13 protein-coding genes and 1 pseudogene are annotated in these 11,613 nt (G+C 36.7%); 7 read left to right on the top strand and 7 right to left on the bottom strand.

All coding sequences use genetic code 11. The features are described 5' to 3' along the window. Positions 1–37 precede the first annotated feature (37 nt). The 5 genes and pseudogenes from PluTT01m_RS11820 to PluTT01m_RS11800 all read left to right on the top strand — a co-directional run. The gene (locus PluTT01m_RS11820; RefSeq protein ID WP_011146531.1) at positions 38–238 is read left to right on the top strand and encodes a type II toxin-antitoxin system TacA family antitoxin; all 201 of its coding nucleotides are present in this window, start codon (positions 38–40) and stop codon (positions 236–238) included. 142 nt (positions 239–380) lie between these two features. After that, positions 381–1,349, top strand: coding sequence for an IS30-like element ISPlu1 family transposase (locus PluTT01m_RS11815; protein WP_011145223.1), 969 nt, complete (start codon positions 381–383; stop codon positions 1,347–1,349). After that, on the top strand, positions 1,331–1,789 hold the full coding sequence (locus PluTT01m_RS11810; protein WP_011146530.1) for an Exc2 family lipoprotein: 459 nt from the start codon (positions 1,331–1,333) through the stop codon (positions 1,787–1,789). Before PluTT01m_RS11815 ends, PluTT01m_RS11810 begins: the two co-directional genes overlap by 19 nt. Then, positions 1,779–2,099: a type II toxin-antitoxin system Phd/YefM family antitoxin gene (locus PluTT01m_RS11805; protein ID WP_228957312.1), complete on the top strand. Its 321-nt coding sequence runs from the start codon at positions 1,779–1,781 to the stop codon at positions 2,097–2,099. Before PluTT01m_RS11810 ends, PluTT01m_RS11805 begins: the two co-directional genes overlap by 11 nt. 24 nt (positions 2,100–2,123) lie before the next feature. Continuing rightward, positions 2,124–2,251: pseudogene (locus PluTT01m_RS11800) on the top strand (Txe/YoeB family addiction module toxin); the annotation flags it as partial. Between the two features lie 118 nt (positions 2,252–2,369). On the opposite strand, the gene PluTT01m_RS11795 reads toward PluTT01m_RS11800, so the two are convergent. From PluTT01m_RS11795 to xylA, 5 genes are all read right to left on the bottom strand, one after another. Then, positions 2,370–2,675, bottom strand: coding sequence for a CcdB family protein (locus PluTT01m_RS11795; protein ID WP_011146528.1), 306 nt, complete (start codon positions 2,673–2,675; stop codon positions 2,370–2,372). Position 2,676: 1 nt separating this feature from the next. Continuing rightward, complete coding sequence (locus PluTT01m_RS11790) at positions 2,677–2,916, bottom strand: type II toxin-antitoxin system CcdA family antitoxin (RefSeq protein ID WP_011146527.1); 240 nt, start codon at positions 2,914–2,916, stop codon at positions 2,677–2,679. An 87-nt stretch (positions 2,917–3,003) separates the two neighbouring features. Beyond that, a complete protein-coding gene (locus PluTT01m_RS11785; protein WP_011146526.1) occupies positions 3,004–3,375 on the bottom strand; it encodes a VOC family protein in 372 nt (123 codons plus the stop codon). Between the two features lie 294 nt (positions 3,376–3,669). Further along, complete coding sequence (locus PluTT01m_RS11780; protein WP_011146525.1) at positions 3,670–4,242, bottom strand: hypothetical protein; 573 nt, start codon at positions 4,240–4,242, stop codon at positions 3,670–3,672. A 419-nt stretch (positions 4,243–4,661) separates the two neighbouring features. Continuing rightward, the gene (gene xylA / locus PluTT01m_RS11775; RefSeq protein ID WP_011146524.1) at positions 4,662–5,981 is read right to left on the bottom strand and encodes a xylose isomerase; all 1,320 of its coding nucleotides are present in this window, start codon (positions 5,979–5,981) and stop codon (positions 4,662–4,664) included. A 310-nt stretch (positions 5,982–6,291) separates the two neighbouring features. On the opposite strand from xylA, the gene PluTT01m_RS11770 reads away from it, so the two are divergent. Then, on the top strand, positions 6,292–7,473 hold the full coding sequence (locus PluTT01m_RS11770) for a XylR family transcriptional regulator (protein WP_011146523.1): 1,182 nt from the start codon (positions 6,292–6,294) through the stop codon (positions 7,471–7,473). A gap of 40 nt (positions 7,474–7,513) precedes the next feature. On the opposite strand, the gene PluTT01m_RS11765 is transcribed toward PluTT01m_RS11770, so the two are convergent. Beyond that, positions 7,514–8,956, bottom strand: a complete 1,443-nt coding sequence (locus PluTT01m_RS11765) for a 6-phospho-beta-glucosidase (RefSeq protein ID WP_011146522.1) — start codon at positions 8,954–8,956, stop codon at positions 7,514–7,516. A 38-nt stretch (positions 8,957–8,994) separates the two neighbouring features. After that, positions 8,995–10,308 (bottom strand): glycoside hydrolase family 30 protein, encoded by a 1,314-nt coding sequence (locus tag PluTT01m_RS11760; RefSeq protein ID WP_011146521.1) that lies wholly within the window; start codon positions 10,306–10,308, stop codon positions 8,995–8,997. Positions 10,309–10,497: 189 nt separating this feature from the next. On the opposite strand from PluTT01m_RS11760, the gene PluTT01m_RS11755 reads away from it, so the two are divergent. After that, positions 10,498–11,376, top strand: coding sequence for a PhzF family phenazine biosynthesis protein (locus PluTT01m_RS11755; protein ID WP_011146520.1), 879 nt, complete (start codon positions 10,498–10,500; stop codon positions 11,374–11,376). The last annotated feature ends 237 nt before the right edge of the window (positions 11,377–11,613 follow it).

Genomic DNA, 11,613 nt, shown 5'->3' with positions numbered 1-11,613 from the left:
TTATCTAACGGGTATACATCTAAGGAAGGTATTCTCTATGAATACAGCCACAGTTAGCAACTTTATCCTGACTAGTGCATTAACACATGCTGAAAAAACCATTCATGAATACGAAGTTATGAGTTTGAATAACCGAGACTCAGAAGTTTTCTTCAATGCATTGGTTAAATCGGTTCGCTTCAATAAAAAGCTGGCAGATGCCTTCGAAGAACATAATCAACGTGTGATCAATAAATAACCGATAATTATTTAAATCTATTATTAGGACAATAATCATTGAGGATTTTTTATGCGTGGCGGATTCGACTAATAAGTGCAATTTTTCAGAAGGGCGGTCAGTTGCTATAGTAGGCATCTTTCTCGCCAAAGGAAAATGCACTATGGCCTATACACAACTGACCGAAACAGAAAGATACCAGATTTCCAGTTTAAGAGAAGCGGGTTTTTCACAGCTTTTTATTGCGAAGTCACTTAAGCGAAGCCCATCGACCATCAGCAGAGAATTGAAGAGAAATCAAGAAGTCCAGACATACTGCCCTGAACAGGCTCATTTGAAGGTATTGGCGCGTCGTCATTTTGCTAAAAAGGCCGTGAAAATAACGCCGGAAGTAAAAAGATGGATAAAACGGTTAATTTGGAAAGATTTAAGCCCTGAACAGGTGGCTGATTATTTGAAGCAACATAAAGGGATATCTTTGCATCATGAGACGATTTATAGACTGATTTATCAAGATAAAAGAGAGGGGGGTGATTTATGGCAACATCTGCGAATAGCCAGAAAACCCTATCGCAAACGCTATGGTCGCTATGAAAGAAGAGGTAAAATTAAAAATCGGGTCAGTATTGATGAACGCCCGGAAATTGTTGATAAAAAAGAACGTATTGGGGACTGGGAAGGAGATACGATAATAGGGAAAGATAAAAAAAGTGTCTTATTAACATTGGTTGACCGCAAGACGCTGTATACAATTATCGTTAAACTTGATAGCAAGCAGGCATCAGAAGTCGCGAAAGCAGCAGTGAAAGTATTATACCCGTTAAAACAAAAGGTTAAGACCATCACGTTCGATAACGGTTTGGAGTTCGCAGATCATGAAATCATCGGTGAAGAATTAGAAACCCAAATTTACTTTGCTCACCCTTATTCGCCTTGGGAAAGAGGGATCAATGAGAATATCAATGGGTTAATCAGACAATACTTTCCAAAGGGAACCAATTTTAATGAAATCTCTGATCAGGAAATAAATTTTGTGGTAAACCGATTAAATAATCGTCCTCGAAAAACACGGGGTGGGAAAACACCGAATGAATTATTTAAAGGAATACGAACATGTTTACTTCCAGATTAACGATGTTGCACTTATTATGTGAATCCAAGCGTGCTTTATATTTTTTCCCTATTTTCTTATTTTTATCTTCTTGTTCAATAAATCTCCCACCTTATGAACGGGAAGCCCGACATTATGTTTATCGCTCTAATGATGATTTTGACCCTAATTTTGAAACACATGTAAATAATTCTATTAAGCTTATGACGCCATTCTTTGAACAATTTTATCGAGAAGGAGTTAAGGATAGAATGAATAACATCAGTTCACATGAATTTGAGAAAAAAATTAATTATTTTAAGAGTGATAATTTAATTCAAGAAATCGGCATGTCCGAAATATTCATTTCACCCAAAATACACACAAAAGAAATCAACAATAGTCAGATTTCAAATAAGAAGAAAAAAGCATTAATTAACGGAATCATCAATTCTTACGAGGCCGGTTACTATGGCAAGTAAGAAAATTAACTATGAACTTATAAGCATAATGGAAGCGGGGGAGAGGGAATTAACGATGGACACAATAAACTATTCAGCATTTAGAACTCACTTCGCCAGCCCCTTAGATAAAGTGAACGACAATCACAAGCCAATTCTGATTACTCATCAGAATGGCAAGCCAGCGATCGCCCTACGTTTGGAAGATTTTCAAGCCTACGAAGAAACAGCCTATTTAATGGCTAGCCCGAAAAACGCGGCACATTTAAATCAGGCAATTGCTGAAGTGGAAGCAGGGAGAATGATTGAAAAAGGGCTATTGAAAGAATGATTTTATCTTGGACTGAAATGGTAAAGGCAACCCTTTGATGGAGAACCTTTAAAACATAATTGTCGGGTTATTGGTCTAGACGTATTAATCGAGAGCATCGTCTGGTTTACAAGGTAACAGATGATGCAATCATTATCGTGCAGCACTATTAAGGACTACCTATCAGAGGACTTCATAAACGAAGTCCCCTAGTCGTTATTTTAAGAAATCGTGATGGCGACTATGCAACAAGCCAAATACCATCCATTGTTGCGTTACTTTTTCGACTAGTCAAAATCCATCAATGAGAAAATCCAAAGCATCTTTAATTTGTTTCCGGTGGGATGTGACATCAATAACTTCATTACCGATCATAGATACTCTGATACTTGCCATTTCATGAGTCATGACGATGTAGTCACTCTCCTCAATTGTCAATATTGGACATAATCTTATAGGAACTTTGCCTTTAAAATTTTCTTTCAGAAACAGGGGTATCATTAATCTTGTATTCAACATATCAATAATGTCACTCTGTACGTCAAGAAGATATGGGTAAGCAGAATTGCCAATATTGCGATAAACAACATACTGCATCTCAGAACACCCTGTACTTGTCAGACAGTAAACCGTGTTCGTTAGTGATACGATTAAGTTCTTCCATTCCTGCCTTATTCTCACGTTTCCAGCGTTCAGACTCAACGGCTTTCAGTTCCGAAATTAGTGCTTTAGTCAGCACTGCTGATAAGTTAAGCCCTACCTGTCTCGCTTGTTGATACAGTTCAGGTGCAACGGTCACGCTCACTGTTTTCTTTAATCTGATTTGTGTTGCTGGCATGTTAACCCCTGTATGAAACACGTTATTTTACACTTGTAATTATAGCAAGCTTTTTTATATAAGGACGGCAGAAAAGAGTCAATACATCTAATCCAAAGGACATACCCGAATAATATGACCATCGGGATCTTCAACGAGGAAAGTACGACCAAAAATTTCAGTGTGGGGTTCCTTCACAATCTTGATATCGGGTTTCTTCTGCCATTCTTCAAATAAGCGATCTACATCTTCTCCAGATGGCAACATAATACCGATCTCAGAGAACCGAGGAGTAGAGGCATCTGGCGTTGTTCCGCCTGACCAAATAGCGAATAGTGCTTCACCGCCAGCGGCAAATGCCACATAACGAGGGCTCGAAAATACCGGCTTAGCATTGAAAATCGTCTCGTAGAAGACCGTCGAACATTCAATATCAGATACGTAAACAAGTTGAAGGTTAGGCTTGGGGGATACTGTCATCATGTAATTCTCATCTAAGTTAGATTCAATAAGAGAGTAAAAGCAAATCAATATGTAACATTTGTTACCGGATTGCGCTTGTATCATAGTAATATAATGTTAGCAGGCTGTATATACATACATATGTAAATTGATGTGGGAATTCTGGGATATGGAGATGTCTAAGATCGAATCTTGTGGGGAAAACATGAGAGTTACCTCTTGCGCTTTGTATAAGGATTCAACATCCATATCCAAACCGGTAACTCTCAACCTTCCAAAGTGCTTTGTCAGATCTGATAAGACTAGCGACAGTTAATCGTCAAGGGAATTTTTCATCCTATTTTGAGTATATTCAATCAATTCTTCAATTTCTAAGCTAGGGGTTGTACCACAATGAATATCACAGAACAATATCGGGTTAGATCCTTTCGACGAATAAAAACCTTGGATATCTTTTAAATTTGATTCCCTAGCTGCACATAAAGCTCGTAAAATTCTTTTTAACCTTTCTTTATCACTTTCGTTATTAATAAAGTTTTCAAGATTCGCTCTACCACCGTGGGAAATCTGAAAGAAATGATTACCACTATTATTACTGGTATCAATGCGTTTCATCTTAATAATAGTAGCGTCATCATTACGATCTATACCATTGCTACCTTGAAATGAAAATTTAGCATTAAAAACGTCTAAGTATACGCTTGGCAAGCCATAACTACGATCACAGTTTTTAAAAACACTTTTAATAGAATTGTTTAGATTCATTGGCTTATACGCTATATTATCAAGCATATATACATATCCGCCTTTCGCTTCGCGAGAATTTCTTGTTTCTGCTTCGGTAAGATTAATAATTTCACCATTTCCTAATTGTATGTGAGCCATCTCATAATCCCCTTTTACTTGTCAAAAAAATGTGTATTTTCACATAAAAGATAAGAAAAATTCGTATTCATATCACGATTAAATATTCATTTTATGACAAATCAGAAAATATACTGACTTACAGGATTTTATTCACTGATAGTGTAGTATTTTGAGAATATTGTTTCAAGAACGACTTTCGAGAATACTAACCCCTTGATGTTGTGTTGTGCTAATTTGACTGTTCCCAACGTAGGACCTGTTAGCCAATAACTAATTTACTGCCTATCTCAATAGGGCTATTTTATTTGCCCTTCTTTGCCATAAAGAGCGAACCTGGGCAGTGCTCAAAATCCTCACGTACTACGTGTACGCTCCGGTTTTTCCGCGCTGTCCGTGTTCAAACTGCCTGCAACAATTACGCCTATTGAGATAGGCTCTTAATCATAAATATAGCGATTAATAAGATTTTCGAGTAATTCCTGTTGCCCACTTCGATGTTTAGGTTCCTGAACTAATGTTTCTGCATAGTGAGCCACTTCATCAAGTGTCATTTTTCCTTCAAGAATATCTCTACCTAATTCACTATTCCAACCAGAATAACGCTGAGCGACATATTCATCTAATTTACCGTCTACTAATATTTTCACCGCGCTCTTTAATGATAAAGCCATAGTATCGATGGCACCGATATGCCCATAAAACAGATCATCAATATCAATACTTTGACGGCGAACTTTTGCATCGAAATTTAAACCACCCGTGGTAAAGCCACCAGCTTTTAAGATTTCATACATTACAAGAGAATTCTCTTCGACACTATTTGGAAATTGATCGGTATCCCAACCCAATTGAGCATCCCCGCGATTCGCATCAATAGAGCCCAATATTCCCAATGCAATCGCGGTGGCAACTTCATGTTGAAATGAGTGTCCAGCTAATGTGGCATGGTTAGCTTCAATATTCACCTTAATTTCATTTTCTAAACCAAACTGCTTTAGGAAACCATAAACAGTCGCTACATCATAATCATATTGGTGTTTAGTCGGTTCCTGAGGTTTAGGTTCAATTAGCAATGTTCCCTGAAAACCAATTTTGTATTTATAATCCACAACCATTTGCATAAAACGGCCGATTTGTTCTCTTTCTTGACGTAAATCTGTATTGAGCAAACTTTCATAGCCTTCACGTCCGCCCCACAGTACATAATTTTCACCACCTAGCTTTTTAGTCATTTGCATAACTTGACATACTTGTGCTGATGCATAAGCGAAAATATTGAGATCTGGATTCGTTGACGCACCGGCAGCATAACGAGGATGTGTAAAACAGTTTGCCGTTCCCCATAATAATTTAACGCCAGTTTCTGCTTGTTTATCTGCAAGAATATCGGACATGACACCCAAATTATAAATATATTCTTTTAAGGAACAACCTTCGGGGGCAACATCAATATCGTGGAAACAATAAAAAGGAATATTGAGTTTGTAGAAAAATTCAAAAGCAACATCAGCTTTAAGCTTCGCCAGTTCTAAAGCATCACCCCCTTTTTGCCAAAAACGCTCAAATGCCCCAGAACCAAACATATCAGTACCATCCCAACAAAAATTGTGCCAATAGCAGACGGCAAAACGCAGATGATCTTTCATCTTTTTGCCTAGAATAATCTCTTCGGGGTTGTAGTGACGGAAAGCTAATGGATTATTACTTTGCCTACCTTCGTAACTAATTCTATTTACTCTCTCAAAATACCGGTGCATATCAGCCTCTCTCTAATATATACCCGTCATCTTTCAAGTTGCTTCTTTGTTGGCTGCACTCTCTCACCCTGGTCACATAGTTTGCTATGCTCCCGGGGATTCGCTCCCTTGCCGCCGCGATCCATCTTGAAATCCATAGGGTATAGACATATGTGTATATAAAATTTTGTTCATCAATGTCGCTATTTTCAATTGCGTTATTTTATTTCTTCATTAAGATTCTTGTTAATTGTGTGATTTATCTCATAAATTGGCATTAATTTAACCCTGAAAATAGAAAAATAATTATGATTAAATAAGGGCATCAATAATGAACAGACGATACCATATAACACTATTACTTAACGCTAATAAAGCTTATGATCGTCAGGTGATAGAAGGAATAGGTGAATATTTACAGGAATTTCAATGTAATTGGGATATCTTCATTGAAGAAGATTTCACTACTAAATTAAATAGCCTGAAAACCTTACAGAGTGATGGAATTATTGCTGATTTTGATGATATAGAAATTCAACGTTTTTTCAGCCCGTTAGAGATTCCTGTTATCGGTGTCGGTGGCTCTTATCACCAAGAAAGTCATTATCCCGCCGCGCATTATATTGCAACAAATAACTTTGCTTTAATAGAAAGTGCGTTTAATCACTTAAAAGATAAAGGTATTAAACGCTTTGCATTTTATGGTTTACCTCAGACAAGTGGTAAACGATGGGCAATAGAACGTGAATACGCTTTCCGACAATTAGTCGAAAAAGAAAAATATCAAGGTGTGATATATCAAGGAATGGAGACGACACCGGAAGATTGGTTTTATGCGCAAAATAGATTAAAAGATTGGCTCCAAACTTTACCCCCAAATACCGGCATTATCGCGGTAACAGACGCCCGAGCTCGACATATTTTAGCCGCATGTGAATATCTAAATATTCCTATTCCTGAAAAAATCTGTGTTATAGGTATAGATAATGAAGAAATAGCCCGTTTTCTTTCACGTACGGCACTCTCTTCCGTTGTGCAGGGGACACAGAAAATGGGCTACCAGGCAGCAAAATTGCTTCATAAACTTCTTAAAGGCTACGTTCCTAAAAAATACCACCGCCAATTAATTCCCCCGTTAAAGGTTATAGCAAGACAATCGACAGATTTTCGGGCATTAAATGATCCCGCGGTTATTCAAGCAATGCATTATATTCGTCATCACGCGTGTAAAGGGATAAGAGTTGAACAAGTTATTGATGCTATTGGTATGTCACGTTCTAATCTTGAAAACCGTTTTAAAAGTGAATTTGGACAAACAATTCATACTATTATTCATAATGAGAAATTAGATAAGGTAAAAAATCTTTTAATCCATACCTCTATTTCAATCAGTGAAATTGTTACCGTTTGCGGCTATTCTTCTTTACATTATTTTTACTCCATGTTCAAACGAAATTATAATATGACCCCTAAAGAGTATCGAGATAAATATAAAATTACCAAAAAGAGTTAAATAAGCCACCCTCAAACAAATAGGGTAGCTTTTAATTTAATTAAATATCTTCGCCGTTCGTTGCTATAACTTTCTTATACCAAGAAAAACTCTTTTTCTTATAACGTACAAAATCCCCATTTCCATTATCATCAACATTGACATAAATAAACCCGTATCGTTTACGATATTCACCGGTCGAAAAAGAGACACAATCGATACATCCCCATGAAGTATAACCGAGGATATCAACACCATCGAATAAAATAGATTTTTTAATTTCAGATAAGTGTGATGCTAAATATTCAATACGATAATCATCATTGATAACACCATTTTGAGGTAATTTATCAACGGAACCTAGCCCATTTTCAACGATAAAAATGGGTTTTTGATAACGTTCATATAACTCAGATAAACTGTATCGAATACCTATAGGATCAATTTGCCATTCCCATTCAGAGGATTTTAAATAAGGATTGTCTCTTCCTTTTTCGAAGAAGGAGAGGGATTGGCTATTTTTTTCTAACATTTCTGTGGATGAAGAGACGATATTACTCATATAATAGCTTATCGCTAAATAATCAGCGCAACCTTCCTTTAACCAATTTAAATCATCATCTTCAATATGAAGTTCTATCTTTTTTCTTTCCCATTCTTTAATAAGATAAGATGGATAATATCCACGAAGTTGAACATCGCTAAAAAGATATTTCTGACGCATGGCTTGTTGTGCATATAAAACATCTTCCGGCTTACAGCTCGCTGGATATAATGGCGACATATGGATCATGCCGCCAATTTTAAAATTAGGATTTATTTCATGGCCTAATTTGACAACCTTTGCGCTAGCAACAAATTGATGATGAATAGTCTGATACATAACCTGTTCTGGATTGTCATAATCCTGATAAATCACACCTGAATTACAATAACCAAATAGTGGATATTGCCAATTTATTTGGTTATTAATTTCATTAAATGTAATCCAGTATTTGACTTTATTTTTATATCTTTCCATAACCGTCAAACTAAAATTCATGAAAAAATTTATTAATTTTCGGTTATGCCAACCGCCATATTCCTTAACCAAATGATAAGGCATTTCAAAGTGAGATAAGGTAATAATGGGTTCAATATTATATTTCAATAATTCATCAATAAGATCATCGTAAAATTTTAAGCCAGCTTCGTTAGGTTGTAATTCATCACCATGAGGAAAAATTCTTGACCAAGCAATTGATGTCCTAAAACATTTGAATCCCATTTCTGCAAATAGTGCAATGTCATCTTTATAATGGGAATAAAATTTCACACCTTGATGATTAGGATAGATTTTATTTTCCTCAATACCATGAGTTATGACACGATTAACGCCGTGCTCTCCTTTTGTCATAACATCAGCAATGCTCATTCCTTTACCATCTTGATTCCAATAACCTTCAACTTGATTAGCGGCAACCGCGCCGCCCCATAAGAAACCGGTGGGGAATTTATTCTTCATAAGTAACTCCTGATTATTATCTTCATCAAAAATCTTTCTTAGTTAAAGATAATAGAATTAATCGAGTTAGGTTCCAAATAAATAGACCAAATATCATTATTATAACTAATATTTATTTTTTGCTTTTCTTTATAAGAGTTATTTATATTCACCACAAGGGAACCTGTTTTATTCTCGAAAGCAACGGCATTTCCTGACATACTACCTTCTAATTCAATATGTTGTGCATCAGGCAAAATTAAACCAGAAAAATGACGCATGACATAATACTCTGGATTATATATCACTTCATTTATTCCTTTTGGAATACTTATCATGCTATTCTGTTTCCAGCCCCAACTACTTTCTCCACCTGAATGCAGCACCATATTCCAGTACAAATAACCATTAGCACCATTGGTTAAATAATGCCTGAAAAGGGTAAAGACATAATGAGCATATTCCCAACTATTATGACCATCACCACACTCATTTTCAGTTTGATAATATCTTAATTCTGGATAGCTTTGTACCGTTCTTTGAATAGCATTTTTTCCTTGCCATTGATAACCAACGCCTTTTATATATTTATAGGCGTCTATGTCACGCAATACACAATTTGCATAATCATCATAATCCTGTCCAATTTCTTTAGAGAACTCAGGGGCATTAATAGTACCTAGCCAAATCTCAGTTTTTACATTATTTTGTTCAAATTTCGGACCGAGATATTTTTTTATAAACTCTCTTAACTGTTCACCGCTCCACACACAAGAAGGAAATTTTTGATCCGCAGCAACTTCATTCTGGATATGAATTTGATCAATTGAAATACCTTCTTTCTGATACTCTTCGATAAATTTTGCAAAATATAAAGCATATGCATTCTGGCTTTGAACATCGCTTTTTAATCTGCCAAAATTATAGACTTGGTGAGTCTTAAGCCATACCGGCGGACTCCACGGTGAAGCAGATATTTTTAAATTTGGTTGTCTTTTTAACGCTTCCTTTATATAGGGAATCAGTAAATTTCTATCTCTTTGAATCGAAAAGTGTGCCATATTATAATCATCTTCAATATCATTTAAACTATACCAAGAAATGGCATAATCGCTGGCACCAATAGGTATTCTGGCTAATGTTAATTTGCATTCACCATCTGGCGAAAATAACTTATCTAACACAGTTTTTTTATTTTCTTTATCCAGATCTAATAAAGCTTTCATCCCAAGTTCATTAAAACAACCGCCAAAGCCATCTAATTTTCGACCTCGATTATTAGTGACAATTAAATTGGCTTTCTCATCTGTTTTTATGATCGACAATCCTTCTTTCCATTGTTCTTTATTATTTGTATAGATAACTTTAATCATGATTTATTATTTCCCATAAAAGTATTAATTTATTGAAATTAATTAAACATAATTATCTTAATATTAGTATTATGTTATTTCACAAATGGTTTAACTTAATTTTTTTTTTGAGTTTCATCACATATCTTTTTTCTAAGTTATTCTTTTATTATATACTAACCACTTTTGCCACCATAAAAAGGAAATTTTATGTCTCTCGTACCATTTAAACAGGTTGATGTATTCACTCACCGACCCTTTAAGGGAAATCCCGTTGCCGTTGTTATGGATGCTCAAGAACTTTCATCAATACAGATGCAGGGCATTGCCAACTGGACCAACCTTTCTGAAACCACTTTTATCCTTCCGGCAGAAAATCCATTAGCAGATTATCGTGTCCGAATTTTCACACCCGGTAGCGAACTTCCTTTTGCCGGTCATCCTACGATCGGTACCGCACATGCTCTTCTTGAAGCCGGCTTAATTCAGGCAAGAGAAGGGCGTATTGTGCAGGAATGTGGGGCGGGACTGATTACATTAAACGTTACCGAAAGGGATGAAGGTCAGAAATTAATCACTTTCGAACTACCAGAACCAACCATCACACCGCTTAGTTCCGAGCAGATAGATCGCCTCGAAAGCATTCTAGATTGCCCGTTAGATCGCGCGCTAACACCGGCACTTATCGATGTGGGAGCTCGTTGGATTGTCGCTCATACCACTGGAGCAGAAGCTGTGCTGGCAACAAAACCCGACTATGCCAGATTACTTGAACACGACACGCAAATGAACATAACCGGAGTTTGTCTGTACGGTGCCTATCATGAAGGAGCAGAGGCTGATATTGAAGTACGCTCTTTCGCCCCATCATGCGGTGTCAACGAAGACCCAGTTTGCGGTAGTGGCAACGGCAGTGTTGCTGCATTTATGCGCCACCACAAAGTAGCAATGATTGACGATAAAATCGTTCATTCATCACAAGGCAAAAAACTTGGCCGTCAGGGAAGTGTATGGCTTAGCCATTCTGATGGTAAGATTTTTGTCGGCGGTAGTGCTGTGACTTGTATCAATGGCACCATCACAATCTGAAAAAAGTTATCAGCCCTAATATGTAGTTCAGAAAGGGCGCTTGTTTTGTCGGAAAACAGATGTTTTCCGACAAGCGATATTGATTTCAATTCTCTCTAAATATGCTAGAAAATCGCATAGAGTAATAAGATTATACCCTATGGATTTCAAGATGCATCGCGGCGGCAAGGGAGCGAATCCCCGGGAGCATAGATAACTATGTGACCGGGGTGAGAGAGTGCAGCCAACAAAGAAGCA

It is taken from the genome of Photorhabdus laumondii subsp. laumondii, assembly GCF_003343245.1.
GTDB classification, from domain to species: domain Bacteria; phylum Pseudomonadota; class Gammaproteobacteria; order Enterobacterales; family Enterobacteriaceae; genus Photorhabdus; species Photorhabdus laumondii.
The sequence above is the reverse complement of the archived record's forward strand: the minus strand, read 5'-3'. Positions and strand labels throughout refer to the sequence as shown.

Coding starts and splice junctions, on each gene's coding strand:
- PluTT01m_RS11820 (WP_011146531.1), top strand. CDS start 38: ATGAATACAGCCACAGTTAGCAACTTTATCCTGACTAGTGCATTAACA.
- PluTT01m_RS11815 (WP_011145223.1), top strand. CDS start 381: ATGGCCTATACACAACTGACCGAAACAGAAAGATACCAGATTTCCAGT.
- PluTT01m_RS11810 (WP_011146530.1), top strand. CDS start 1,331: ATGTTTACTTCCAGATTAACGATGTTGCACTTATTATGTGAATCCAAG.
- PluTT01m_RS11805 (WP_228957312.1), top strand. CDS start 1,779: ATGGCAAGTAAGAAAATTAACTATGAACTTATAAGCATAATGGAAGCG.
- PluTT01m_RS11795 (WP_011146528.1), bottom strand. CDS start 2,675: ATGCAGTATGTTGTTTATCGCAATATTGGCAATTCTGCTTACCCATAT.
- PluTT01m_RS11790 (WP_011146527.1), bottom strand. CDS start 2,916: ATGCCAGCAACACAAATCAGATTAAAGAAAACAGTGAGCGTGACCGTT.
- PluTT01m_RS11785 (WP_011146526.1), bottom strand. CDS start 3,375: ATGACAGTATCCCCCAAGCCTAACCTTCAACTTGTTTACGTATCTGAT.
- PluTT01m_RS11780 (WP_011146525.1), bottom strand. CDS start 4,242: ATGGCTCACATACAATTAGGAAATGGTGAAATTATTAATCTTACCGAA.
- xylA (WP_011146524.1), bottom strand. CDS start 5,981: ATGCACCGGTATTTTGAGAGAGTAAATAGAATTAGTTACGAAGGTAGG.
- PluTT01m_RS11770 (WP_011146523.1), top strand. CDS start 6,292: ATGAACAGACGATACCATATAACACTATTACTTAACGCTAATAAAGCT.
- PluTT01m_RS11765 (WP_011146522.1), bottom strand. CDS start 8,956: ATGAAGAATAAATTCCCCACCGGTTTCTTATGGGGCGGCGCGGTTGCC.
- PluTT01m_RS11760 (WP_011146521.1), bottom strand. CDS start 10,308: ATGATTAAAGTTATCTATACAAATAATAAAGAACAATGGAAAGAAGGA.
- PluTT01m_RS11755 (WP_011146520.1), top strand. CDS start 10,498: ATGTCTCTCGTACCATTTAAACAGGTTGATGTATTCACTCACCGACCC.